Source organism: Candidatus Cyanaurora vandensis (assembly GCF_013285555.1).
Taxonomy (GTDB): Bacteria; Cyanobacteriota; Cyanobacteriia; order Gloeobacterales; family Anthocerotibacteraceae; genus Cyanaurora; species Cyanaurora vandensis.
Genome location: NZ_JAAXLT010000133.1, coordinates 1 through 25,170, shown reverse-complemented (window position 1 = coordinate 25,170; position 25,170 = coordinate 1). Strand labels below are relative to the sequence as shown.

The window sequence follows — 25,170 nt, the reverse complement described above, 5'->3', positions numbered from 1 at the left end:
ACCCGCCCATGGGCAATGCCACCCGGCCCCTTGAGTTGCCCCTTGCTGTTCCTGGGCTTTTTTCGCCGGCTTTTTGGCAAGAGACCCTGGCTCTAACCCGTCGTTGGTTTATCCAGTTGAAACGCCGCCCGACCGCGTTAGCTCTGGGGATTGCCCAACCACTGATGTTCTTGGTTCTATTTGGTGCGGCTTTTCACAATGCCCCGGTGGGGATTTTCGGATCGAGTGACTATACGCAGTTTCTCGCGGCGGGAGTGATTATCTTTACGGCGTTTGGGGCGGCTCTCAATGCGGGGTTGCCGATTGTGTTTGACCGGGAGTTCGGTTTCCTCAACCGCATCTTAGTCGCGCCTTTGACCTCTCGGCTGTCAGTGGTGTTTGCCTCAGCCATTTATATTGTGGTCCAGAGTCTCTTGCAAACTGCCGTGGTCATGACGGCGAGTACCCTCTTGGGGGCGAAGTTGGCGGCGGGACTGGGGGGATTGCTCGTAATTGGACTGGTGGTGATGTTGTTGGTGATTGGCTTCACCGCCCTCAGCATCGGTTTGGCCTTTGTGGTACCCGGTCATATTGAGGCGTTGGGGCTATTGTTGGTATTGAATTTACCCTTGTTATTTGCCAGTACTGCCCTAGCTCCCCTCGCCTTCATGCCGCCTTGGTTGCAGTGGGTAGCGACACTCAACCCTTTGACCTGGGCCATCGAACCCGTGCGCTACCTCTATAGTGCGGCGGACTGGTCCTGGACGAGTACCGTGCTGGTGGCTCCCTGGGCGACCTTGAGTCTAGAAAGCTGCTTGGTAGCCCTACTGATTTTTGATGGGTTGGCGGTGGCCCTAGTGGGTACTTTACTGCGTAAATTCCTGGCCTGAAGACTAGGGTGTTATATTTATCTCGTTTAGAGGGCCGGGGATGAGCGTAAAACCAGACTGGCTGAGGGTCAAAGCTCCCCAATGGGAGCGCATCGGAGCAGTGAGTGAAACCCTGCGGGACCTCAAACTCAATACGGTCTGTGAAGAAGCCTCCTGTCCCAATATCGGGGAGTGCTTCAAGGCCGGGACGGCGACTTTCCTCATCATGGGACCCGCCTGTACCCGGGCTTGTCCCTACTGCGATATTGATTTTAATAAAGCAACCCAGCCCCTAGACCCCAGCGAACCGCCACGTTTGGCGGAAGCTGTCCGGCGCATGAACCTTAGTCATGTGGTGATTACCTCCGTTAACCGCGACGACCTCAAGGATGGCGGGGCGAGTCAGTTCGTGCGCTGCATTGAGGAAATCCGTAAAGTCGCGCCCCAGACCACTATTGAAGTGCTCATCCCCGACCTGTGCGCCAATTGGCAGGCTCTTGACCAAATCCTGGCGGCTCGCCCTGAAGTCCTCAACCACAACACTGAGACCGTCCCCCGGCTCTACCGTCACGTCCGGCCCCAAGGCGAATACAAGCGCACCCTCGAACTCCTGCGCTTGAGCCGTCAACACCCGCTTTTCACCAAGTCTGGGGTGATGTTGGGTTTAGGCGAAACTAACGAGGAAATTTTGGCGGTAATGCAGGACCTGCGGGCGGTGGGTTGTGATATCGTTACCCTCGGTCAATACCTCCAGCCCACCCCCAAACATCTGGCGGTGAGTCGGTTTGTACCTCCGGCAGAGTTCACGGCGTTACGGGAGGCAGGGGAGGCGATGGGCTTTCTCCAGGTGGTGTCCTCCCCGTTGACGCGTAGCTCCTACCATGCTGCTGAGGTCCAAAAACTGATCAGAGCTTATCCTGAGCGGCTGGTGGGTAGGGAGCTTACAGAGTCTTCACAGTGAAAATACGGACCTGAGACTAAGCTTGGTTAAAGTTTGTTCGGTCTACCCCCAATGATTGACCTTGACCGCTTCATGCGCGAAACCCCTGACCGACGTAAGCCGCCGGTCCCGCCGCTCGAAAATACCGCCGCCAAAGATACAGACCGCAGCTATCCCCGCAACGAGCGGCCTCCGGCGGACCAGATGACGTCCCAAGCTGTACTACCGACACCTTGGCAAGTCGAAGTTCTGGATACGCCCTACACCCGTTGTTCCCTACCCAACTTGATTGGCAAAACTTTTACGGTGTTAGATGTCCAAGATTTCGCAACGGGAAAACGGTACCGGGTCGCCCTCGGTAATGGGAACCCACTCTGGTTGCCCCGTGAGGTAGTCAAGGTTACGCTTTCGCCGCGCTACCGCGAGATGGCCCAACAGCATGAAGGCCGGACTAACTGGAATGCTTGGTAGTTAGAGGGGTACTGGAGTCTGTAATAACCAAAACCCGGTCAAGTCTTCCGCAGCGGTGGGTTGGAGGGCGACGAAATGTAAGCCTTGGGTTTTTTCGAGTCGCTCAATGAACTGACGGCCTGCTGCTTTCATCTCGGGGTCTTGAAAGGTGGCGAGGACCCAACGTTCACTAGTATCGGTTTCTAGGATCAAGCCACTAATGGCGGATTCGATATAGCTGAGGGCGACCGGGCCTTTTTGGAATAACCAGCGGGCGAGAGGTTCGGGGTCGGGAGCGTGGAGAAAGACACCGGGCACGGTGGCAAGCCAGAACGGTGCGTTCCAGTCCTCCTGAGTCAAGGGCACGGCAAGGTAGGGAATGGGTTGTTGGGCAATCAGGCTTAGTTCGTTTGCCGGGACCGCACTGAAACCCCACTGCTCAGGTAGTATATCCGCCGGGAAGGGGGCGGGGACCGGGCGCACTACAGGAGCACGGGCAGGGAGACGATAGCCGGGATGACGGGGGTAGACGGTCTGATAGCGGGCTAAAAGCCAGCGTTGAATGGCAATAGTGCGTAATGACTGGGTGAGGGGGACTCGCCGCTGTTCACTAGCAAGCTGGGCGAGTTGGTAGCTAGCCCTGCGAAAAACCCGCATACCCACAGGTTGCTGACTGAGTCCTTGGAGTTGTTGCGCCACCCACTCGGCACTTACTTGGGCTAGGGGTACCCAGACGTTTAATAAAATCTTCCCGTCTGATGTGCAGACCAATAATTCCCACAGGGGTTGGTCATCCTTGAAGCAGGGGCGGCGATAAATATCTATTTCCCAGGTTGTATTGGGGAGCATCTTCTTAGCCTACCTGCTTTAAGTTATGCCTTTCCAAGTTCTCAAAAAATCCCCCCTTGTCCTTAAAAAGGGGGGAAAGAGTGATGAGTGTGCCAGCTTCTTCAAGTCCCCCTTTTTAAGGAGGATTGAGGGAGATCTCTTCTACCTTGCTCCCCCACCACGTGCCCATCAGGGTATGGGGCGGAGGGGCTAGAGACTCTGGAGGTTGTACTGGGTAGCGTAGCGGGCTTTGCCTTCGCGAATTTGGGTCGTGAGGTTGGCTAAGGCTTCGTCGCTCAAGTCGCCTTTGACGGCGGGGAAGAGATAGTTCTCTTCTTCGTGGACATGGTTCTCGATGGCCCGTTGCAGGTCTTGGACGGCGGCTTTGAAGTCCTGGGTGCTGGGGTCGAGTCGCTGGATTTGTTGGAGGATTTCTTTGGCTTCTTGATGCTGCTCGTAGTTCTTCTCGACTTGGCCCTCGGTGTCGGCAAAGTTGCGGACCTGGGGATAGAAGATTTCTTCTTCGAGGGTGGTGTGGGTCAACAGTTGCCGGGCGAGTAACTCAACGTGGGTACTCAGGGCTCCGGGGTCGGTCTCCGTCTCAATCGTCACAAATAAGTCAGCTAGGCGGTCATGGTCTACTTTCAACAGCTCAAAAACATCGCCCTCGTTGAGGGGACCCGTGACAGCGCGGGAAGGTTCATCAAGTTTGGTGCCAATCCCGGCCCGCAATTCGTCGGGGGCCATCTTGTCATTTAACATGGGTAGTGCTCCTGGATTTGCCCTCAATCATCTAGCAATGGACAACCGCCTGAATCTATCCAGAGATAGGTAGGGGAAATCTCTAAAATATTTCTACGGTGGGCTAGAAAACTGACAAACGAACCTCTGTAGTTACAGGGGACTACGATTAATAGAGGCTGAATTACAGAATTATTAGAAAAGTGATTGTAGTTAGTAAATAATCATTTTTTTCACTTGTTTCCTTATCTCTCCTCTTTTTTACCTCTTATTGCTCTCTTTTTTCTCATTTGGTACACCATACCTGCTAGCAGTTCGATACCGGACTGCTTTTGTAAATAGACATACTGCCGCAAGTTGTACGACAAGTTTAGCAAACCCACTTTGGCTATCCTTACTTGACCCACGCCGCGTATTAACTTCCCGCCCATCAAGACCCAATGACCGAAAACATGCTCCACCCATGCCCGGAACTTCAACTTCTCGCGGTTATGTGATCTTTGCTCTTGGGTGAACACATGATTCCGACACGAGCGTGAGTGAATCTCACTTTTAAATAGCATTTTCGGCAATACCCATGCCGTGTCCTCAGTGCGATAGGCACTATTGGCCCAAACCTCATCTTGATTCTTTAAAAACTAAAGGCAGTTGGAATGCTTATACTATTTCATGTTCCCTAATTGAGAATGATGCGAGCAGACGATATTCTTCATTCTTCCCGGCTCGGATATAGTCTTGCTTGGTAAAAAAGTAAATTTCTGATAACATCTTCACGTATTTTTGGATGATCCGCCATGACCCTCACGCTGGCTAGAGTCCGTTACACCGTATTTAACTCTAGGGCGATAGCTCTACTGTTAATAACGGTGGGTTTTTTGCAGGGGGTCCTCTCCCTGTTGGCGACTTCTTCCGTCCTGCCTGACCCGGCTATGCAGCAAGCTCTGACCCAGGCCCGTTACCGGGTTTACACTCATCAGGGCTCACCCTATGCCAACAACCCGGCCCAGGGCTTCTCCGTCCAGTTCCAACCCCAGGGTTTAGTTCTACAAGGTGAGGGGGCGACCCGGCCTTGGACCCTGGGTCTGAGCAAAATTGGGGATAAGTCACTCCCAGCAGTTCCAGGCACGGCTATCGGTAACCGGGTCGAGTATCGGCGCGGGGCTATGACTGAGTGGTACCTAAATACGCCCCAGGGATTAGAGCAGGGATTTACACTGCAAGCTCCGCCTACGGAACAGCGCGGAATTCGGCTCGAAATGACAATCACCGGCGGAGTCCAAGCTGAGCTTACCCCGGACGGACAAGCTATCCTGTTGACGCGGGGAACAGAGTCTTGGCGGTACGATCATCTTTTAGTAAAAGACGCGACCGGGCAGGTCCTCACCGCCCAAATGGACACCGACGGGACCCGTCTCTGGTTGACGGTTGCCGACCAGACAGCCCAGTATCCCATCACGATTGACCCGCTCCTCAGCCAGCCCAACGCGCCCGGCACCCTCGGCGGGTTGGGGACGGCGGTGGCTCTGGTGGGCGATACCCTCGTTGTGGGTGCGCCCCAGGATGACATTGGCTTGAATGTAGACCAGGGTTCGGCCTATGTCTTGGTCCGCAATAACGGGGTCTGGATTCCCCAGGCGCAGCTAACCGCCAGTGATGGCGGCGCGGGGGCTAATTTTGGGACCGCCGTGGCAATTAGTGGTGAGACTGTGGTAGTCGGTGCCCCGGCAGTCGGGGTCAGCAACGCAGCTTACGTCTTCGTCAGAACAGGTACGGACTGGAATGAGCAGCAGAAATTAACTCCGACAGTCGCCAACAATGCCAAGTTCGGTCAGTCTGTGACGATCCAGGGCGAGACCCTGGCGGTCGGCGCACCGGGCTATGACACGGGCAACAATGATGACCGGGGATCAGCCTTTGTCTATATCAGGAGCGGGACGACTTGGACACTCCAGCAGGAGTTTCCCAATACCACCGGGGCCCTCAACGAACAGTTTGGTTACGCCCTCGCTTTGGGTAGTGAGACCTTAGCAGTCGGTAAACCAGGGGTGGGTAGTAAGGGTTCGGCCTTTGTCTTTGTGCGGAGTGGGACCCTCTGGACCCAACAACAACGCCTGACCGCAAGCGATGGGGTGAATGGCGATTCCTTCGGGGTAGCTGTGGCGATCAGTGGCGAAACCGTGGTGGTTAGTGCACCAAGTAATGACTTGAGTGGTAACAACAATCGTGGTGCTGCCTATGTCTTTGTGAGAAGCGGTACGGTCTGGTCTGAGCAAGCCCTACTTCGTACCGCCACGGGAGCCGATGATGATGCCTTTGGTTTTGCAGTAGCGATTGTGGGTGACCTCATCGTCGTCGGGATGCCGGGGGATGATTTTGAGGGGGATGCCAACCGGGGTTCGGCTTTTGTCTTTGAGCGAGCCGGTACGGTCTGGACGCAACAGCAGAGCAAACTCACGGCGGGCGACGGGTCGGCCCAAGACCAACTAGGTTATGCCGTTGCCATTAGCGGCAATACCATCGTGACTGGCGCACCGGGGGATGATATCAATGCCACGGACCAGGGTTCGGCGTTGGTCTTCATCCGCAATGGCAGCGGTTGGACCGAGCAACAGAACATCTTTGTCACGACCAGCGTACTCACGATCACTGACTTTACCCCCAGTGGCGGTGGACCGGGGACCGTCGTGACGATCAATGGGACCAATTTCACTGGGGCGACGAGCGTTACCTTCAACGGGCTACCTGCCCTGTTTACAGTCGTCTCCGCTAGCCAAATCACCGCCACGGTTCCCTATGGAGCCATCACGGGTCGGATTGAGGTGACCGTACCGGGCTTGGGGACGGTCAACAGTACGGACCCTTTTGCGATCCCCGCTGTCGCCGTGCGCGGGAGTCAATGGCAGTTGGTCGGCGCGGCAGACTTCACCACCGATGGTCAAGCGGACCTGCTCTGGCGCAACTACACCACGGGGGTCAATGAGGTCTGGCAGATGGACGGCTACACCTACGTCGCCACCCTCCCCTTACTCAGTAACACCGACCCAGCTTGGCAGCTAGCTGGGGCCGCTGACTTCACGGGGGATGGTAAGCCGGACCTGCTCTGGCGCAACTACCAGACGGGCGATAACGCAGTTTGGGAGCTCAACGGGACAACCTACGTCAATGCCTTCCTGATCGGGGCCGTAACTGACCTTTACTGGCAGTTGGCGGGGGCGGCGGACTTGACGGGGGATGGACAGGCCGACCTGCTCTGGCGCAACATCCAGACTGGGGATGTCTACGTCTGGCAGATGAACGGCTACACCTACGTGAATGCCTTCTTCATCGGCAATGTGGCGGACCCGGCTTGGCAGTTAGTCGGCGGTGGAGACCTCACCAACGATGGTCAGTCAGACCTGCTCTGGCGCAAGAACGATACTGGGGAGACCTTCGTTTGGCAGATGAACGGCTACACCTACGTGAATGCCTTCTTCATCGGCGATGTAACGGACCCGTTGTGGCAGTTGGTCGGGTCAGGCGACCTGACGAATGATGGACAGGCAGACCTGCTGTGGCGTTACAGCGGGGATGGGAATACCTACGTCTGGGAGATGAGCGGCTATACCTATGTGAATGCGTTCTTCCTCGGCAACCGTCCGGCTAACTAGCCCATGAATTCTGTAGGGGCGTACTCGGTACGCCCTTTTTTTGGCTCGTGGAGAGAGGACGGATTGGTGCCCTAAAATTAAATCATGACAATTCTTGTATGGCATCGGCGGGACCTCCGGCTCCAAGACAATCCAGCACTCGCCCAAGCAGTACAGACAGGGGCGGCGGTCGTCTCTGTTTTTATCTTCGACTCGGCAATCTTGACGCTGACGGATATTGCCCCGATTCGCGTCCAGTTTCTCCTTGATAGTCTGGGAGTCCTGGCTGAGAATTATCGGCGTATCGGTGGGCAATTAGTTTTGCGACAGGGCGATCCGGTAGCGGTGTTGTTGGACCTAGCGCGGGAAACTCAGGCAACCGCGCTGTATTTCAACGAAGATATCGAACCTTTTGCTCAGGTGCGCGACCAACGGGTGCACACAGCATTTCAAGAACAAGGGATTGCGGTACAGCGTTGCTGTGAAATCATGCTCCATGGCCCCGATGAAGTGCTGACGGGACAGGGCAAGAGCTACGGCGTGTTCGGTCCCTACTGGCGCAACTGGGTCAGCCGCCCCAAACCCAAGCCCTATCCCAAACCCCACCGACTCACAACGGTAGAATTAACCAGTCAACCCCTACCCACTCTGGCCCAACTGGGCATGAGTACCGACCAACCCCCAGTGGATGCGGGTGAAGACGTGGGTCTGGCGCGGTTAGAGGAATTCTGTCAGCCCGAATACTGTTTCCAATACAGTAGTCAACGCAATCTCCCTGCCGAAGACGGCACCTCCCGCCTGAGTCCACACCTACGGATGGGGACGGTGGGCATACGGACGGTCTGGCAAGCGACGGTTGAACTAGAAGCGGATGCCTACAGCGATGAACGGCTAGAGAACCTGACTGCGTGGCGGCAAGAATTGTGCTGGCGGGATTTTTATAAGTACACCCTGGCCTACCATCCCGAGACCGTAGACCAGCCCTACCAGCGCAAGTACAGCGATTTTGCCTTTAACGATAACGAAGAACACTTTGAACAGTGGTGCCGGGGCGAAACCGGCTATCCGCTAGTGGACGCGGCAATGGCTCAACTCAACCACTCCGGCTGGATGCACAATCGCTGTCGGATGGTGGTAGCGAGTTTCTTGTGCAAAGACCTCTTGATTGATTGGCGTAAGGGCGCGTTATATTTTGCCCAAAAACTCGTAGATGGCGACCTCGCCGCCAACATCGGCGGTTGGCAGTGGAGCGCGTCCATGGGCACCGACCCCAAACCCTTGCGAATCTTCAATCCCCAGACCCAACTGGCCCGTTTCGACCCTGACGGTAGTTACGTCCGCCGCTGGCTGCCCCGACTCACTAGAGCTGAACCCAAAGAACTCATGACTACCCAAAACCTCCACCGCTACGACTACCCGCGCCCGATGGTAGACCATAAACAACAGCAAGAACTCTTCAAACGCCGATTCCAGGCCCAGAGTCAGGTCAAGTCAGTAGAGTCTTGATGCTGAGCAGACTATAAAAGCACCCCGTCAACAGAAGATGGTTCCCGGTCCAGTCGAGGATATGTTCGGGTGCGTCTGGGTGTTTAAGATGGCGTTGGATCAAGTACCAACTCAGCCCAATCCAGCCCACCGTCAGGCCCACGGTCGGACCATCCAAGTTCCCCGCCAGCCCAAAATAGTTCCAGGCCAAGCTCAGGTAGAGGATCATCAGTATTGCCCCAAGCACCGCAAAATAATCATCCTGGGGCAGTAGCCCTAGCCCATGGACAATCCGACCATCAAAATACTTGACGATCCCACCTAGAGACAGCACCGCGAGCGTACAGGCCAGGTTTTCCATGGTGTTGTGCATTCATTAGGTATTTACAAATATTGTAGTCCCAGGAGCAGGGCAGAACGGGAACGTCCCTTTATTAAGTAGCGGTTCTATAATAGGTTTTGGCAAGTCTTACATCCACACGTGACCAATTTTTCTGGTGTTGTCATTTTGACGGGGGCCAGCGGTGGTATTGGTCGGGCTACGGCGGTTGCTTTGGCGGAGTTAGGGTTTACCTTAGCTTTGGTGGGTCGGTCGGTCGCGGAGTTGACGATTACCCTAGAGCAGGTTCAAGCCATCGGGGGTCAAGCCCAGCTATTTGTGCAGGACCTGACGGAGTATGCCCGACTCGGCGCACTCGTGGAACGTATCCACACTGAACTCGGTGCAATTACGGGTTTGGTCAACAGTGCAGGGATGGTCCAAGTCCAGCCCCTAGAGCAGATGGCGATTGGCGATTGGGAACGACTGATGGCCCTCAACCTCACGGCTGTTTTTGCCCTGACCCAACAGGTCATTCCCCGCTTACGGGCCAATGGGGGCGGGGTCATTGTGAATCTCGCTTCGATTGCGGGGCTAAGGACCTTTCCGGGTTGGGGGGCCTACTGTGCCACCAAATTTGGTCTGGTGGCCCTCGGGCGGACCTTGGCGGAGGAACTGCGGGCTGACCAGATCCGCGTCTGTACGCTCTGTCCCGGTGCGGTGGCGACCCCACTCTGGGATACGGTGGCGGGGGATTTCAACCGGGCCAAGATGCTCGATCCCCAGACGGTTGCCCAAGTCGTTGTCCAAGCTTTCACCCTACCCGCCCATGCGGTACTTGAAGAAGTCATCTTGATGCCAGCGGGTGGGGCTCTTTAATTTATTGGAGGCCAGATGTCTTTACTGCAAAATGATTCCTTACTCACGCCTAAGCTCCCGATGGACGATCAGATTGCGGAGGACCCCACGCCGGGGATGATGGCAGCCGTCAAGGTGTTGCTTGAGGGGATTGGGGAGGATGTCAACCGGGAGGGCTTGGTCAAGACTCCGGCTCGGGTTGCCCGCTCCCTGCAATTCTTGACCCAGGGTTATGACCAGTCCCTAGAGGCGATTGTCAATGATGCCATCTTCGATGTGGGCCATGACGAGATGGTGCTAGTCAAAGATATTGACCTGTTTAGCCTGTGCGAACACCATCTATTGCCCTTCATTGGTCGCGCCCACGTCGCCTACATCCCCAAACAGAAGGTCCTCGGACTCTCGAAATTGGCCCGGATTGTCGAGATGTATTCCCGTCGGCTCCAGGTCCAGGAACGCCTGACCCGCGAGATTGCCGAGGCCGTAGACAAAATCTTGCAACCCGCTGGCGTGGCGGTGGTCATTGAAGCGAGCCACATGTGTATGGTCATGCGCGGGGTCCAAAAGACCAACTCTTGGACAGTGACGAGTTCGATGGTCGGCGTTTTTAAACAACACCCGACCCGCGATGAGTTCCTGAGCTTGGTGCGCCACAAGTCCAGCTTCTAAAACTCGGTCCTGCCGCTATATGGATGGGGGCAATTGAGTTTTTGAAATCTGGACTCATTTCGTGTATATCGCTACACTATTTTCATCTAACCAGCGTGAGGAGAAGTCAGGATGCAAACCACCGGGGCCTATGCGGTTGTGGACAGCCTGTGTCGTCAAGGTGTGCGCCATATTTTCGGCTATCCGGGGGGCGCGGTCTTGCCCATCTATGACGAGATTTATCAAGCGGAGCAGGCGGGGCGGTTGGAGCATTTCCTGACCCGCCACGAGCAGGGTGCGGTCCATGCCGCCGATGGCTACGCCCGCGCCACCGGCCGAGTGGGGGTCTGTGTGGCGACTTCGGGGCCGGGGGCGACCAACCTAGTGACAGGGATTGCCACGGCCCATATGGACTCGGTGCCGATGGTGGCTTTGACCGGGCAGGTCCCCAGTCAGGTGATTGGCTCCGATGCTTTCCAGGAGGCGGATATCTTTGGGATCACCCTACCGATTGTCAAGCACTCCTACGTAATTAAGCACCCTGAGGAGATTAGCCGGGTCTTTGCTGAGGCTTTTTATATTGCTGGCAGCGGGCGACCGGGTCCGGTGCTGGTGGACATTCCCAAGGATGTGGGACAGGCAACTTTTGAATATGAGCCGGTGCAACGAGTCAAGATCAACGGCTACCGCCCTACCCTCAAGGGGAACCCCCGGCAGATTGCAGCGGCGGCTAAGCTCATCCTCGAAGCTGAGCGGCCCCTACTCTACGTGGGCGGCGGGGCAATTGCCAGTGCCGCCCACCAGGAACTTTTATTGCTAGCTGAAAAGTGCTTGATCCCCGTCACCACGACCTTGATGGGGAAAGGGTCCTTCCCGGAGACCCATCCCTTAGCCCTCGGGATGCTCGGGATGCACGGCACCGCCTACGCTAACTTTGCCGTGACCGAGTGTGACCTGTTAATTGCCGTGGGAGCGCGGTTCGATGACCGGGTAACGGGCCGGCTGGATGCCTTTGCCGCTCGTGCCCAGGTGATCCACATTGATATTGACCCCGCTGAGGTTGCCAAGAACCGTGTCCCAGATGTGCCGATTGTCGGCGATGTACGGCAGGTTTTGGCGGACTTACTCAAGCGGATTGAGGAAATCAAGCCCCGGACTAGAGTCTGGCTGGAGCGTATCCAACGTTGGCGCGAGGACTATCCCCTAGATGATCCCCACGACGGGCAGCGGTTGTACCCCCAAGAGGTCTTGATTGGTTTTCGTAACCGCGCCCCCCATGCTTACTACACCACCGATGTGGGCCAGCACCAGATGTGGGCGGCCCAGTACCTCACCAACGGCCCGCGCCAGTGGATTTCCTCGGGGGGGTTGGGGACGATGGGTTATGGCTATCCCGCAGCCCTGGGGGTCCAAGTCGGGGTACCGGGGGAGGATGTGGTTTGTATTGCCGGGGATGCCAGTTTCCAGATGAACCTCCAGGAACTAGGGACAGCGGTCCAGTACAACCTCCCGGTCAAGTGCGCGATTATCAACAATGGCTGGCAGGGGATGGTCCGGCAGTGGCAGGAGGCTTTTTATCAAGAACGCTATGCTCACTCGCGCATGGAGAAGGGCACCCCGGACTTTGTAAAACTCGCGGAAGCCTACGGGATGAAGGGGATGCGGGTGGACCACCCCGACCAACTCAAACCCGCCCTCGAAGAACTGATGACCAGTGATGGCCCGGTGGTCTGTGATTTCCAAGTGGTGCGCGATGCTAACTGTTACCCGATGGTGGCTCCGGGGGCGAGTAACGCCCAGATGGTCGGCCTACCCCGTCCCGTCCCGATTGACCTCAACTTGATTGAATTGATTTACTGCCCTAGTTGCAATGTCAAGAACCCGTCCACGAATCATTTCTGTCCTGAGTGCGGAGGGAAACTGTGAAGATTACTGGCTTGATTTTTGTGGTAGGCGACAACATTGATACCGACCAGATTATCCCGGCGGAGTACCTGACGCTGGTGCCCTCTAAACCCGAGGAGTACACCAAACTTGGTTCCTATGCTCTGATTGGCTTGGATGGTGACTACCCGCCCTTTGTGGAACCGGGTCAGACAACCACCCGCTACCCGATTATTGTCGGCGGGCATAATTTTGGCTGTGGTAGCTCCCGTGAACACGCCCCGATTGCCCTCGGTGCTGCTGGGGTCCAAGCGGTGGTGGCACCCACCTATGCCCGGATTTTCTTTCGCAATTGCACGGCAACCGGCGAGTTGTACCCCTGGCAGTCCGTAGACCGTTTGGTAGCTGAGTGCACCACGGGTCAGACTGTGACGATTGACTTTGACCACAATCTTTTTATTAACCACACCACGGGCCGAGAATATCCCCTCAAGCCCCTAGGTGAGGCGGGTCCGGTGATTGCAGCGGGGGGCCTGTTTGACTTTGCCCGTCAGTCTGGCATGATCAAGGCCGCCCCCTAGCCCACTGTTGCTAATCCGTTAACTACTCCTGTAAATCAATGGGTAGCGTATTGTTCTTACCAAACAGCACGTAGCTCACACCCACACTGCCTAGGGGTCCTTGGTCTGCATCGGGGGAACCAAACAAGGTGTCAGGCCGCCCATCGCCGTTGACATCGCCGCCACCGCCTAGGGATTTGCCCAGGGGGTTATCAGTGCTAGCACCCTTGACGATATAGCCGCCCTGCCCCCGCCGTAGGGCCTGGATTTCGACACGGGCGGTGTTAGTTTTGCCAAAGATGACATAGCCCTCACCAGCATCCACCCGGCCCTCGGGGTCGGCGCGGTCACAGAGCATGATCACATCGTCGAAACCATCTTGGTTGATGTCACCGGCCTCACTAACGGCGTACCCACAGCGGGCGCGCTCTTGCTGCCCAAAGATGCCAAAGCCACCGCTACCCGCGCGGACTAGAGCCAGTTGTACAGCGCGAGTATCGGTCTTACCAAAAATCACATAGCTCTCGCCAGCGTTGAATACACCGCCGACATCAGCAGTCGGCGCGCCCACGATGAAGTCGGCTAAGCCATCATTATTGACATCGCCCGCCCCACTGACGGCAACCCCCGCGTAGTCTTTGGCTGAAATACCATACACGACAAAGCCGCCTTGCCCCGCCCTAAGCTCGGCAAACTGCACAGGGTTAGTGTCAGTTTTGCCTAGGACGACGTAGGTCTGCCCAGCCGTCGGGTCAAAGTCGAAGGTACCCACCAACACATCGTCGAGTCCATCCCCATTGATGTCGCCGGCATGACTGACGGCTGTGCCGGAGCGAGTGCCGCCGCCTTGACCAACAATGACGAAGCCGCCTTGCCCCTGCTCCACAGCCTTGAGGTCTACGGGGATGGTGTTGGTCTTGCCAAAGACCACATAGCTGAGGCCAGTGTCCCCCACACTTGCTGCCTCGGCTGCGTAGGCACCGACTAAGAGGTCCGCGAGGCCGTCTCCATTCACATCCCCGGCGGAGCTGACGGCATTGCCTGAGCGGTCGTCGGAGTCAGCCCCTTGAATGACAAACCCCCCTAGGCCCTGCTCGATATTTCTGATGTCTACAGTCGTGGTATCGGTTTTGCCAAAAATAATATAGCTCTCCCCAGCGTTATTGAGCCCCGCTAGATCCGACAACTTCGCACCGACAATTAGGTCCGCGAGACCATCGCCATTGACATCACCTGCCCCACTGACACTTTCACCGGTGCGGTCATAGCTGCCCACGGTGCCGCTACCGGCAACAGAAAAACCACCTAGACCCGCTCGAATATCCCGTAGGTCCACAGTTATCGCATCGGTCTTGCCAAAAATGACGTAGGCTTCGCCAGCGTAAGCGCGTCCCAAGGGATTGGCACCAAAAGCCCCGACAATAATGTCATCGAGTCCATCCCCATTGACATCGCCCGCATTACTGATGGAGTAGCCCGCAAAGTCAAAGCTCTCGATCCCGACAATGGTAAAACCTAAGTTCTCCGCAACCGGGGCTAGGGACTGGGCACGGACGGACGGTGCCGGGAGGGAGGTGAGGGCCGTGAGTAGCAGTAGCGGCAAGCCCTGGAGTAAGGCTAGGGCGCAAGCGGAGGTGAGATAGGCGAGACGACTGACAGCGGGGCTTGGCATGGCGGGACCTAAGGTAGGGGTACGGACTAGTCAGACCAAGGCGACATTACCACACCCCTAAACTAGGGGATGTCTCTTGCAACACAGGCCCGAGTCGTAGACATAGTACCGCCTGTCGTGTAGGAAAACCCCTAGATTGTTGTGGCTCCTATCGGTCTGGTCAAGCACGTTGGTGGTTTGTAATAGTGCGTTGGCGACTTGGACAAGCGCGTTAGTGATTACCAACCCAGACTTTTATACCGCAACCCCGCGCTTGGATATCTAGAACGCCTATTTTAGTTCTGGGGGAGAGGGGCCTACGATGGGTACCCGCTAGTGAAGTATCACTGTCTTCTGGAACCCTCTCTCTATAAGCTTATGGGAAATCACCTGATACTACCAACAGAACTAAACCATGCCCGAATACCGCAACCCGGCCCCGACCGTAGATGTGATTATCGAACTGATTGACCGTCCCCACCGTCCGATTGTCCTCATTGAACGGCGGTATGAGCCCTTGGGGTGGGCCTTGCCCGGTGGGTTTGTGGACTACGGCGAACGGGTGGAGACCGCTGCCTGCCGCGAGGCCCTAGAGGAAACCGGGTTGACGGTGACCCTCGTGGATTTATTGGCGGTCTACTCAGACCCAGCCCGCGACCGTCGTAAACATACTTTGAGCGTTGTTTTTGTCGGGACTGCCACCGGAGAACCCCAAGGCGGCGACGATGCTAAGAGTGCGCGAGTCGTCGAGCTATGGGACTTACCCCAGCCCCTCTGTTTCGACCATGAACAGATCTTGCGGGACTACACGCGCTACCGCCATTACGGACAACGGCCCCGGCCCAATTGCGGCGAATTATAAAGTAATGCTACGAATTCTCAATTGGTGGGATTAATCTTTACAATTTTAAGTAATCCCCCCGCAGTGGGGACGCTGTGAACGAGGTAGTTACCATGCTCAATCAGAAGTATCGCTTTGCCTGCACCCTTACTTTTGGGGATATTTATCCTCAAGTTATGGCCTGGATTGGGATTATCTTGATCAGTGTGGCGGCAGCCTTGGCAAGCATGGGCGCAGCGAACCCCCAGATGGCCTTTTTTGTGGTGGGTCTCATCTTGGTCATGTCCCTACCCTTCCTGCTCTTCACCTTTGTCACCACCCTGTTTAACCATATTGAAGTGCGGGCCACCTCTGAACAGGCCACTGAGGACCGGGCGGAATTCGTTGCGCCGCCGAGTGTACCCTTCCGTCGCTAGTGTTAGGTTTCCTTACCCTTTATTTATCATTCCTGGGCTGGGGTCTGCTCGGTTGGCTGATTAGCTTCGGGCTCCCTAAGTCAGTTCCCCGTTACCTGGGTCAGGGTTTATTTTGGGTCGGCATTCCTCTCCTTATCTTTACCTCTTTGCGACGGGCGGACCTGAGCGGGCCGGTTTGGTTGGGTGGGGTAGTTGGCATTGCCGCAGCATTCTGGGGGCTAGGGCTGGGCTGGTTGTGGCTGCAAGGTCGCCGGCTTAGCCCCCAAACGCGGGGGAGTTTCCTGCTGAGTGCCACCATGGGTAATACTGGCTATCTGGGCTACCCCTTGGTTCTAGGCTTAGTCGGACCCGCTTATTTTGGCTGGGCTGTTTTTTATGATGTATTCGGAACACTCTGGAATAATTTGGGCGGGACGGCCTTGGCGAGTGGCTATGGACAAGGACAGGTACGCTGGGCCAAACTAGGGCGCGATGTGGCCTTGAACCCGATTCTGTGGACCTTTAGCCTGACCCTGGGGACCCGTGCTTGGCCCGTGCCCCCAGAACTTTGGGCCGTAGTGAGTACGATCGCCCTAGCCGTTATTCCCCTAGTCTTGATGCTTTTGGGAATGCGTCTACAACAGGTCTCCTGGCGACGAGCGCAGGAAGTCTGGCCTGCCCTGGCAATCAAGCTGGTGCTTGTGCCCCTCGGGGTCTTGGGGTTGGGGCTGGGCTTAGGCTTAGGCGGGCGGGTCTTGGAAGCTCTGGTCGTTCAAGCGGCGATGCCCCCAGCGATGGCCTGTCTTATTTTGAGTGAAGCCTACGGTTTAGACCGCGAATTGACCGCCCTGACCATTGTGCTCGGGACCCTGGGATTGATGATTACCTTACCGGGCTGGGTGTGGCTTGCCACAAGTCTAGGTGGGTGATTTCCATAGATTCCCGCAAAGCCGTATGATTGTCACAGGATGTAGATGTGACTGAACAAGCCATGGTTTCTGTCCTGGGCCTGGATGTGGGTTCAAAACGAATTGGAGTCGCTGGGTGCGATGGGACGGGGCTGATCGCCACCGGTTTAACCACGGTCCAGCGCCGACGGCTTGATGTGGACTTTGCCCAACTCCGGGACCTGGCGACTCATCGTCAGGCTGAAGCCCTCGTGGTCGGCCTACCCCGCAATATGAATGGTACCCTCGGCCCCCAAGCCGAGAAAGTTCAACATTTCGGGGACCTGCTTGGTCAACGCCTGGGGTTGCCGGTGCATTACGAAGACGAACGCCTCACCACGGTCCAGGCCAAGCGCAGTCTTTTGGCCCAAAACCTGCCGGCCCTCAAACGGCGGGCCCTGGTGGACCAACAGGCTGCTTGTTTTATTCTTCAACAGTGGCTCAACCGCCGCCAAGGGTATCTACAGGAGCAAGTGCATGAGTGAAGTTTTAACGCTAAAAGATGATGTGGGCCGTACCCTCACCTGTGAATTGCTCCAGGAAATTCCTCTGGACGATAAAATCTATGGTCTCGTCCTGCCCCAGGGTACCCCGGTCCGGGTGATGGCCTGGATTGATACGGAAGATGAAGATGAACCGACCCTCGAAGACCTCGATGATGAGGAGATCGCCAAGGTCCTCCCCACCGCCCGGGCCGTCCTCGAAGAGCAAGAACTCAAATTGCTGGACTCGGCTTTTGTCCTCGTGGTGACGGGGGACGTGCCCGAGGCCGATGAAGACAGCGAAGTCTATACCATCAGTGAAGATGAAGAGGAAGAAGAGGAAGACTATCAACTCGTCAGCGAATTCTTTGTCGAGGAACGCCACTACGCCGTCTTCAGCCCAGTGGACCCTTTATTCTTGTTTGTAGACCTCACGGAGGCCCCGCCCCGGATGCTGAGCCCGGAGGAGACCAAGACCTTGATGCCGATGTTTGAGGACGCGCTATTTGAGAATGCGGATAACGGATGACCAAGACTCTTTTTGAGCGCATTATTGACCGGGAAATCTCCGCTGATATTCTCTACGAGGATGAGCGGGTCCTTGCCTTTCGGGATATCAATCCCCAGGCCCCGGTCCATGTGCTAGTTATCCCCAAGCAGCCCCTAGCCCAAGTGGAACACATGACCCCCACGGACAGCCCGCTCGTCGGTCATCTTTTTTGGGTGGCAACGGAGGTTGCGCGTCAGTTGGGCTTGACTGGGGGGTATCGCCTAGTCATCAACAATGGGGTAGATGCTGGTCAGACGGTTTATCATCTCCACGTCCACCTCTTGGGGGGTCGTGTCTTGGGTTGGCCCCCCGGTTGATGCGGGTTGCCCTCATCCATGATTATCTTATTCACCAGGGCGGGTCTGAGAACTGTGTCGAGGCTCTGTTAGAAATTTTCCCCCAAGCCCCGGTTTACACCAGTTACTTCAGTGCCCAGACCATGCCCGAGCGTTGGCAACGGCACGATATCCGTACTTCCTTTCTGCAGAAGTTGCCCCTCGGGACTAAAAATTACCAAAGTCGGCTCCAGTATGTTTTACCCCTGATGCCCATGGCCTACGAGAGCTTGGACCTGCGGGAGTTTGACTTAGTCCTATCGAGTAGCCACGCCTTTGCCAAGGGGGTCTTGACTAGGGCCGATACCTTGCACCTGTCCTACATCCATACCCCCACCCGTTACCTGTGGGACCTCTATCAGGAATACATCTGGGATTATCGGGGCGGCTGGTTCAAACAGGCCCTGATGCCCTTGGCCCTCCATTACTTACGGATGTGGGACTTCCAGGCGGCCCAGCGGCCCGATACGCTGATTGCCAATAGTCAACACGTAGCACGGCGCATCCAGAGCTACTACCGCCGCCCCGCCTTGGTGATCCACCCTCCCGTGGATGTGGACTATTTTCGGCCCGTAGCCCATCCTCAGGCGGATTATTACTTGATTGCTAGTCGCTGGGTGCCCTACAAACGGGGCGATCTAGCGATTGCCGCCTGTCGTCAACTAGGGGTGCGCTTAGTCGTAGTCGGGGATGGCCCGGAACTGAAAAAACTTAAGCAGATGGCGGGTCCGACCATTGAATTTTTACCGCACCAGCCCCGCGCAAAGTTGCGTGACCTGATGGCGAACTGTAAGGCGTTGATTTTTCCGGGAGAGGAAGATTTCGGGATTATGCCCGTGGAAGCCCAGGCCTGTGGTCGTCCGGTGGTGGCCTACGGTCGTGGCGGGGCCTTGGAGACGGTGGTACCAGGCATAACGGGTCTACATTTCGCCCATCAGACGGTGGAATCGTTAATTAAAGCGTTAAAAGCCAGTGAACAGGTGGAATGGGACCCTGCCATAATTCGTGCCCACAGTAAGCAGTTCGCCCGGACCGAGTACCAGTCGGCAATGAAGGCTCTAATTCAGGAGCAGTGGACACGGTTGAGCCACCGACATTGAGGTTAGCGCGGGGTATTAACGCGCTCGAACCGGGCCTCGGAGATTTTCAATTTGAGGTGGTGAATGAGTTGGTTGGCGATGACTTCATCGCGGCGGGTGAGTTTCAAGATGACGCGCCCGGCTTCACTGGTGGGGAGGTCCTGGAGGGTGTGCATCCGGTAGGACTTGAGCATCAAGCCCAGGGTGAGCCAACGTTTGTCCAGCGTGACCATTTCTAGTTCAGCTAACGGCACTTTGAGTTCGCGCACCCGTGATTTGACCATCCCGACGAGGCCATCGCGGACCTGATATTCCAACAGCAGATAGTCGGACTCCAGGCTCAACAGGCCGCGCACTTGGGCTAGCCCGCCGTAAATATCATCAATGGCAAAGGGAAGACTGTGCATGGACTCAATGAACATGGCGGACTCAGGGTAGCTAGTTTTATTTTAGTTGTAAAGCTCGCTGCTGAGGGATTATGAAGTACAATATCGAACGCTGTTTGGATGAAGAATCATGCGCGAAGTAACCATGCCTGCCTTGAGTTCCACCATGACCGAGGGGAAGGTGGTCTCCTGGAAGAAGAACGTCGGCGACCGGGTCGAGAAAGGCGATATTTTGCTCGTGGTTGAATCGGATAAAGCGGATATGGATGTGGAGTGTTTTAATAAGGGCCTCCTCGCCCAAGTTTTAGTCAATGCCGGGGGCTCCTCTGCGGTCGGCTCCCCGATTGCCCTGATTGCTGAGACTGAGGCCGAGTTCGCCGAAGCCCAGAAGAACCCCATCCAGCCCACCGCCACCAAAACTGCCGCCGTTGCCCCCACTCCGGCTCCCATCGCCACCCCAGCCGCTCCTACACCTGTCGCCGCCGCAACAACCAATGGTGGTAGTCGGGTCCTCGCCTCCCCCCGCGCCCGGGTCGTCGCCCAGGAACTCGGCGTAGACCTCAGCACCCTCGCCATTACCAGTGCCAGGGGACGGATTGAAGAAGCCGATGTCCGCGCTGCCGCCCTCCCCAAACCGACCGCTTTGCCTGTGGCTATCCCCGTTATTCCCGTCACACCGCCCCTCGTCGCCCAAGAAGGCATAGTCCCCCTGACCACCCTGCAACAGGCCGTGGTCCGCAACATGGAAGCGAGTCTCCAAATCCCCAGTTTCCGGGTTGGTTACACCATCACCACTGATAATTTGGACGCGCTCTACAAACAGATCAAGGCCAAGGGCGTGACCATGACCACCCTGCTTGCCAAAGCCGTCGCCAATACGCTCAAAAAACATCCCTTGGTCAACAACAGCTATACCTCCGCCGGGATCAAGCACAACCGCGCGATCAACATCGCCATTGCCGTCGCCATGGAGGATGGGGGCCTCATCACCCCGGTACTACAACAGGCCGACCAAAAAGACGTGTACCAACTGTCACGGGAATGGAAAGACCTCGTTGAACGCGCCCGCACCAAAAAACTAGTCCCCGAAGAATACACCACGGGTACCTTCACTATCTCTAACTTGGGGATGTTCGGGGTAGACCGCTTTGATGCCATCGTCCCCCCCGGCACGGGCGCGATCCTCGCTATCGGAGCCGGGATTTCGAGAGTTGTAGTCCTAGAAGACGGGGCCAGTTTTGGCATCCGTAAACAGATGGAAGTCAACCTCACCGGCGACCACCGTGTTTTCTACGGAGCCCACGGAGCCCAATTCCTGAAGGACCTAGCCCTGCTCCTCGAAAAGGAACCCCAACAGTTGACGCTCTAGAAAGCCCCTCCGCCCCATACCCTGACGGGCACGGGCGTGGTGGGGGACCAAGGCAAAAGAGATCCGCATAGCCCTCCTTGAAAAAGGAGGGACTACCCACCTAACGCTATTTTCAAGCCAGCATCTTTTGTAGCTTTTTTCGCTGGCAACTGGACTGGGCGCAGTAATACCGAGTCCGTTTCACGGGGATAGGACCTGTATGGGTACTTTAGTTAAAGCCTAGTGTCCCCGTTTCAGATGCCATTCCTAGATGAGCTAGCCGAAACCTATAGTCCCGCTCAGGTTTTAAACAAAATTTGGGGCTATCCTGCCCTGCGGGGTCCCCAGCAAGAAGTCGTTCCCGCCCTCCTCGCTGGTCAAGATGTCCTAGCGATCCTGCCGACGGGAGGCGGGAAAAGTCTGTGTTTCCAGTTGCCTGCCCTGCTCCAGTCCGGCACCACATTGGTTGTTACCCCTCTGATTGCCCTGATGGAAGACCAAGTCCAGGACCTGCGCCGCCGTCAAATAGCCGCAGCAGGCTACCACAGCGAACTCCCCGATCTTGTCCGCCAAGAAGTCCTCCAGGGACTAGAAGAAGGCCGCTGGCAAGTCCTCTACATCTCACCCGAAGGTCTACTCAGTAAAGACATCTGGTCGCGCTTGGGGAACTTGGCACTAGCGCGGTTGGTGATTGATGAAGCGCATTGTCTAGCGACTTGGGGTGCGAGCTTCCGGCCCGCCTATCGTCGCCTCGGGGCCGTCCGGCGGACTCTAAACATCCCTGTTGCCGCCTTCACCGCCACCGCTAGCCCCGAAACCCAGCGGACGATCACTGAGGTCCTGCACCTCCAAAATCCCCACTTAGTCCACCTCAATCCCTACCGCGCCAATTTAATCTTGACCGTCCAACGGGTCTTCACCCCCCGGGGTCGCCGGGAACGTTTACTCAATTTTTTAAAAGTCCACCGGGCGGAGGCGGGTTTGGTCTATGTGCGTTCGCGGACCACAGCCGAACAACTGACCCAGCTATTGGCCGCCCAAGGGTTCGTCACGGCCTACTACCATGCGGGTTTACTCGGTCCAGCACGGCGGGTCCTAGAGCGGCAGTGGTTGGACCGCAAGAAGCTATTCCTTATCTGCACCTCGGCTTTTGGCATGGGGATCAATCATACGGATTTACGCTGGGTGGCCCATTTTGAGTCCCCGGTGAGTACGGAGGAATATTTGCAGGAGATTGGACGGGCGGGGCGGGATGGACAGCTTGCCCACGCCCTCTTGATTGCCAGCGAACCCACAGGCCGCCTCGACCCCACGGACCAGACCCTCCACCAATACTTCGCCCAAAACCTCCAGGAACAACAACGCCGCGCCCGCGCCCGCGCGAAAACCCTGCCCCAAACCACCGCCCCTACACTCCTAGATAAGCCCACGCCAGAACTCGCCCAAGCCCTGAGCCTCCTGCACCAGAGCGGTTGTCTACATTGGGAAACCCCCTTCCAATACCGTCTGACCCTGCCCGCCCGTTTCCCGGACCCGCCCCTGCTCCCCAGCACCCTACAATCCATGCAGCAATACCCCCACACCCGCCACTGCCGGTGGCAATTCTTGCTCGCAAGCCTGGGCCATACCGCTCAACTCACCTGTGGACATTGTGATAATTGTCAACGCTAGGCCCTATTCGCCTCGGTCGCGGCGGTCCATGCGGTCTAGAATGCGGTTGGCCTGAGTCTGGAGTCCAGTCATGGGGGTCCACGCCTTGCTGGTTCGATATTACTTTAGTAAATTCAGAATATGTTGAGCGGCGCGGTCTAAAACCCCAGGACTGCCGAGGGCTTGGCGCATCCGGGCATAGTCTTGATGCATCCGCTCCCGGCGGGTCTGGTTGGTGAGTAAGTCATAGCTTGCCTGCAAAATATTGGCGGGATTGGTAGCTTCTTGGAGGTATTCCGGGACAATCGGTTCCATCGTGACCAAGTTAACAGGCGAGGCAAAAGGAATACTGAAGCGCAACAGATTCCGCGCAATCCAAGCCGTCACCGCGCTGATGCGGTAGACGACCAGTTGAGGAATATCCAGGAGGGCACTTTCTAGGTTTACGGTGCCAGATTTCCCGATTACCAAGTCAGCGGCATTGAGTAAATCATAGTTACAGGCGGGTAGGTAGGTCAGGGTCAGGTCCCGCGCCCCGGCTTCACGGATAAACGTCTCTTTAAATGTCTCATTGGCGACGGGGAGCCAAAACTGAATGCCGGGGAGCTTCTCTTGGAGTAACTTCGCCCCAGTGAAGAGGTCCGGCAGGATGTATTTCAACTCCTGGGTCCGCGAGGCGGGCATCAAGAGGACGACGGGTTGGGTGTCAGCCACCCCGAGGGCGGCGCGGGTCTCGGCGCGGCTACGGGTCGGCTTAACGATATCTACTAAGGGATGACCGACCCACTGGATATTGGCCCCGTAGCTCGCGTAATAGTCACACTCTCCCGGAAAGACCGCCAGGATTAGGTCACTTATGGCAATGATCCGACGGGTGTTGGTGGGGTCGGACCGCCAGACCCATTCCTGGGGAGCAATGTAATAGACCGTGGGGATAGTGAAATGCTTGCGGACGTATTGCCCCAAAGCGGTGTTGGGGGTCATGTAATCAATGTAGACCACGAGGTCAGGAGGATGAGCGCGGAGATATTTCTTGGCGATGTCCTGAACACGAAGAGTGGGTAAAACTAGGGGCAGAGCTTCAACGGCCCCAATCGAACCAATCGCGGAGGTATTGGCAATCAGTTTTGCCCCCGCCAAGGCCATGCGCTCGCCGCCCAAGGCCGCGATTTCGAGGGTCGGGTCAGCCTGAAGTAACGCCTGCACCAAGTAACTGCCCTGGAGATCGCCGGAGACCTCCCCTGTACTGATAAAAATCCGCCTTGCCACAAGACACCCCGCCATTAGGATCATCCTAAAGCTTTACGGGAGATGACTTCAATTCTCGGTAATGGCGTTACCCGCTTGATAAAACCACTATGTGCTAGTCGAGAAAGGGCTTGGCTGACAGCTAAAGCTGAAAGCTCAGGGAAGTCCTGTACTTGCCAATAGTGTTCACCGCCTTCCTCAATAGCGCGACGCACAACAACAGTCGCCGTGACGGGCTTACGGCTCTGACTGGATATAGGTTTTTGGGGGGGACGGGGTACACTTTTCTCTATATTTCTATCGTGGGTAGTTTGGCTAAAAACGTCAAGTTTCTTCGCAAGAAAACTTGACAAAAAGTATAGCCCTCAGCCGAGTAGGTCCCTCAAAGCCAAGGCTGCCAAAGGGTAGCGAAAGCGATACCCAGCCTGTTCCAACTTGGTCGGCACTACCCGCTGGCCCTCCACCAAGATGACCGCCGCCTCGCCCAACAGCACTTCTAGGGCCAAGCGCGGGACAGGTGCCCAAGAGGGACGGCCCAACGCCTGTCCCAACGCCTGGGAGAAATCGCGCATCGTCAAGGGCTGCGGAGCCGTACAGTTAAAGGTCCCCTGGAGTCCTGCTTGGTCTAGCGCGAATAAGATCGCCCCCACTACATCTGCCCGGTGGACCCAGGAAAACCACTGCTCTCCTGATCCCAAGGGTCCGCCCACAAAATTCTGAAAAGGCGGCAACATCTTTGCCAATGCGCCTTCTTCTTGTGCCAGCACAATCCCCAGCCGCAGGATCACGGTACGTGCTGAACTCCCACGGGCCGCGCCTTCCCAGTCCACACAAACCCGTGCTAAAAAATCATTCCCCGCCGGAGCCTCCTCCATCAACTCGGTGCCATCTCGAAACCCGTAATACCCAATCGCCGAAGCCGAGACCAGTACTGGCGGTGGTTTCATTTGATTGATGGCCTGAACCAATAGCTGAGTCCCGGTCACTCTACTTACCCGGATCTCTTTTTTGTACGCCTCACTCCACCGCTCCCCAAACACGGGAGCCCCCGCCAGATGCACTACCCCATCT

The 25,170-nt window shown here is 56.5% G+C and carries 25 protein-coding genes; 18 read left to right on the top strand and 7 right to left on the bottom strand.

Translation table 11 applies throughout. The features are described 5' to 3' along the window. Positions 1 to 8: 8 nt before the first annotated feature. The 3 genes from HFM78_RS09170 to HFM78_RS09160 are packed head-to-tail and all read left to right on the top strand — an operon-like array spanning position 9 to position 2,259. A complete protein-coding gene (locus HFM78_RS09170) occupies positions 9 to 869 on the top strand; it encodes an ABC transporter permease (protein WP_287129136.1) in 861 nt (286 codons plus the stop codon). Positions 870 to 909: 40 nt separating this feature from the next. Next, on the top strand, positions 910 to 1,809 hold the full coding sequence (lipA, locus tag HFM78_RS09165; RefSeq protein WP_287129134.1) for a lipoyl synthase: 900 nt from the start codon (positions 910 to 912) through the stop codon (positions 1,807 to 1,809). A gap of 51 nt (positions 1,810 to 1,860) precedes the next feature. Beyond that, entirely contained in the window at positions 1,861 to 2,259 is a 399-nt protein-coding gene (locus HFM78_RS09160) for a hypothetical protein (protein ID WP_287129133.1), read from the top strand. On the opposite strand, the gene HFM78_RS09155 is transcribed toward HFM78_RS09160, so the two are convergent. Together HFM78_RS09155 and HFM78_RS09150 are read right to left on the bottom strand one after the other, a co-directional pair. Next, positions 2,260 to 3,087 carry a Tab2 family RNA-binding protein gene (locus HFM78_RS09155; protein ID WP_287129132.1) on the bottom strand — a complete coding sequence of 276 codons (828 nt, stop codon included), beginning with the start codon at positions 3,085 to 3,087 and terminating at the stop codon, positions 2,260 to 2,262. Positions 3,088 to 3,276: 189 nt separating this feature from the next. After that, on the bottom strand, positions 3,277 to 3,828 hold the full coding sequence (locus tag HFM78_RS09150; RefSeq protein ID WP_287129131.1) for a hemerythrin domain-containing protein: 552 nt from the start codon (positions 3,826 to 3,828) through the stop codon (positions 3,277 to 3,279). A 773-nt stretch (positions 3,829 to 4,601) separates the two neighbouring features. Here HFM78_RS09150 and HFM78_RS09145 point away from each other — a divergent pair. Together HFM78_RS09145 and HFM78_RS09140 are read left to right on the top strand one after the other, a co-directional pair. Next, a complete protein-coding gene (locus tag HFM78_RS09145) occupies positions 4,602 to 7,454 on the top strand; it encodes an FG-GAP-like repeat-containing protein (RefSeq protein ID WP_287129130.1) in 2,853 nt (950 codons plus the stop codon). Between the two features lie 84 nt (positions 7,455 to 7,538). Then, positions 7,539 to 8,939 carry a deoxyribodipyrimidine photo-lyase gene (locus HFM78_RS09140; RefSeq protein WP_287129129.1) on the top strand — a complete coding sequence of 467 codons (1,401 nt, stop codon included), beginning with the start codon at positions 7,539 to 7,541 and terminating at the stop codon, positions 8,937 to 8,939. Here HFM78_RS09140 and HFM78_RS09135 read toward each other — a convergent pair. Beyond that, the gene (locus tag HFM78_RS09135; protein ID WP_287129128.1) at positions 8,920 to 9,279 is read right to left on the bottom strand and encodes a hypothetical protein; all 360 of its coding nucleotides are present in this window, start codon (positions 9,277 to 9,279) and stop codon (positions 8,920 to 8,922) included. The two genes, HFM78_RS09140 and HFM78_RS09135, sit on opposite strands and share 20 nt — an antisense overlap. Before the next feature lie 120 nt (positions 9,280 to 9,399). On the opposite strand from HFM78_RS09135, the gene HFM78_RS09130 reads away from it, so the two are divergent. The 4 genes from HFM78_RS09130 to HFM78_RS09115 all read left to right on the top strand — a co-directional run bounded on the left by HFM78_RS09130 (position 9,400) and on the right by HFM78_RS09115 (position 13,208). Continuing rightward, on the top strand, positions 9,400 to 10,116 hold the full coding sequence (locus tag HFM78_RS09130; RefSeq protein WP_287129127.1) for an SDR family oxidoreductase: 717 nt from the start codon (positions 9,400 to 9,402) through the stop codon (positions 10,114 to 10,116). A gap of 60 nt (positions 10,117 to 10,176) precedes the next feature. Next, positions 10,177 to 10,764: a GTP cyclohydrolase I FolE gene (gene folE / locus HFM78_RS09125; protein ID WP_396033280.1), complete on the top strand. Its 588-nt coding sequence runs from the start codon at positions 10,177 to 10,179 to the stop codon at positions 10,762 to 10,764. Positions 10,765 to 10,875: 111 nt separating this feature from the next. After that, complete coding sequence (gene ilvB / locus HFM78_RS09120; RefSeq protein WP_287129126.1) at positions 10,876 to 12,669, top strand: biosynthetic-type acetolactate synthase large subunit; 1,794 nt, start codon at positions 10,876 to 10,878, stop codon at positions 12,667 to 12,669. Continuing rightward, positions 12,666 to 13,208, top strand: a complete 543-nt coding sequence (locus HFM78_RS09115; protein WP_287129125.1) for a 3-isopropylmalate dehydratase small subunit — start codon at positions 12,666 to 12,668, stop codon at positions 13,206 to 13,208. The genes ilvB and HFM78_RS09115 overlap by 4 nt, the downstream gene beginning before the upstream one ends. 22 nt (positions 13,209 to 13,230) lie before the next feature. Here HFM78_RS09115 and HFM78_RS09110 read toward each other — a convergent pair whose 3' ends face one another. Continuing rightward, positions 13,231 to 14,859, bottom strand: a complete 1,629-nt coding sequence (locus HFM78_RS09110; protein WP_287129124.1) for an integrin alpha — start codon at positions 14,857 to 14,859, stop codon at positions 13,231 to 13,233. A 394-nt stretch (positions 14,860 to 15,253) separates the two neighbouring features. Between HFM78_RS09110 and HFM78_RS09105 the strand changes: the two genes are divergently transcribed. The 7 genes from HFM78_RS09105 (at position 15,254) to HFM78_RS09075 (ending at position 19,488) form a co-directional block, all read left to right on the top strand. Beyond that, positions 15,254 to 15,700 (top strand): NUDIX hydrolase, encoded by a 447-nt coding sequence (locus tag HFM78_RS09105; protein ID WP_287129123.1) that lies wholly within the window; start codon positions 15,254 to 15,256, stop codon positions 15,698 to 15,700. Between the two features lie 92 nt (positions 15,701 to 15,792). After that, positions 15,793 to 16,095 carry a hypothetical protein gene (locus tag HFM78_RS09100; protein ID WP_287129122.1) on the top strand — a complete coding sequence of 101 codons (303 nt, stop codon included), beginning with the start codon at positions 15,793 to 15,795 and terminating at the stop codon, positions 16,093 to 16,095. Continuing rightward, positions 16,095 to 17,003 carry an AEC family transporter gene (locus HFM78_RS09095; protein ID WP_287129121.1) on the top strand — a complete coding sequence of 303 codons (909 nt, stop codon included), beginning with the start codon at positions 16,095 to 16,097 and terminating at the stop codon, positions 17,001 to 17,003. Before HFM78_RS09100 ends, HFM78_RS09095 begins: the two co-directional genes overlap by 1 nt. A 47-nt stretch (positions 17,004 to 17,050) precedes the next feature. Further along, the gene (ruvX, locus tag HFM78_RS09090) at positions 17,051 to 17,506 is read left to right on the top strand and encodes a Holliday junction resolvase RuvX (protein ID WP_287129120.1); all 456 of its coding nucleotides are present in this window, start codon (positions 17,051 to 17,053) and stop codon (positions 17,504 to 17,506) included. Beyond that, positions 17,499 to 18,032, top strand: a complete 534-nt coding sequence (locus HFM78_RS09085) for a DUF3727 domain-containing protein (protein WP_287129119.1) — start codon at positions 17,499 to 17,501, stop codon at positions 18,030 to 18,032. The genes ruvX and HFM78_RS09085 overlap by 8 nt, the downstream gene beginning before the upstream one ends. After that, positions 18,029 to 18,370 carry a histidine triad nucleotide-binding protein gene (locus HFM78_RS09080; RefSeq protein ID WP_287129118.1) on the top strand — a complete coding sequence of 114 codons (342 nt, stop codon included), beginning with the start codon at positions 18,029 to 18,031 and terminating at the stop codon, positions 18,368 to 18,370. Before HFM78_RS09085 ends, HFM78_RS09080 begins: the two co-directional genes overlap by 4 nt. Further along, a complete protein-coding gene (locus HFM78_RS09075; RefSeq protein WP_287129117.1) occupies positions 18,355 to 19,488 on the top strand; it encodes a glycosyltransferase in 1,134 nt (377 codons plus the stop codon). Before HFM78_RS09080 ends, HFM78_RS09075 begins: the two co-directional genes overlap by 16 nt. Positions 19,489 to 19,490: 2 nt before the next feature. Here HFM78_RS09075 and HFM78_RS09070 read toward each other — a convergent pair whose 3' ends face one another. Continuing rightward, positions 19,491 to 19,889 (bottom strand): hypothetical protein, encoded by a 399-nt coding sequence (locus tag HFM78_RS09070; protein ID WP_287129116.1) that lies wholly within the window; start codon positions 19,887 to 19,889, stop codon positions 19,491 to 19,493. Positions 19,890 to 19,980: 91 nt separating this feature from the next. Between HFM78_RS09070 and HFM78_RS09065 the strand changes: the two genes are divergently transcribed. Then, entirely contained in the window at positions 19,981 to 21,222 is a 1,242-nt protein-coding gene (locus tag HFM78_RS09065; RefSeq protein WP_396033282.1) for a dihydrolipoamide acetyltransferase family protein, read from the top strand. 237 nt (positions 21,223 to 21,459) lie between these two features. Continuing rightward, positions 21,460 to 22,872, top strand: a complete 1,413-nt coding sequence (locus tag HFM78_RS09060; protein WP_287129114.1) for an ATP-dependent DNA helicase RecQ — start codon at positions 21,460 to 21,462, stop codon at positions 22,870 to 22,872. A gap of 99 nt (positions 22,873 to 22,971) precedes the next feature. Here the strand turns inward: HFM78_RS09060 and lpxB are convergent, their stop codons facing one another. Then, positions 22,972 to 24,135 carry a lipid-A-disaccharide synthase gene (gene lpxB, locus HFM78_RS09055; RefSeq protein WP_287129113.1) on the bottom strand — a complete coding sequence of 388 codons (1,164 nt, stop codon included), beginning with the start codon at positions 24,133 to 24,135 and terminating at the stop codon, positions 22,972 to 22,974. A 329-nt stretch (positions 24,136 to 24,464) separates the two neighbouring features. Continuing rightward, positions 24,465 to 25,170: TIGR01777 family oxidoreductase (locus HFM78_RS09050; protein ID WP_287129112.1), on the bottom strand; the 706-nt coding region annotated here is incomplete at its 5' end.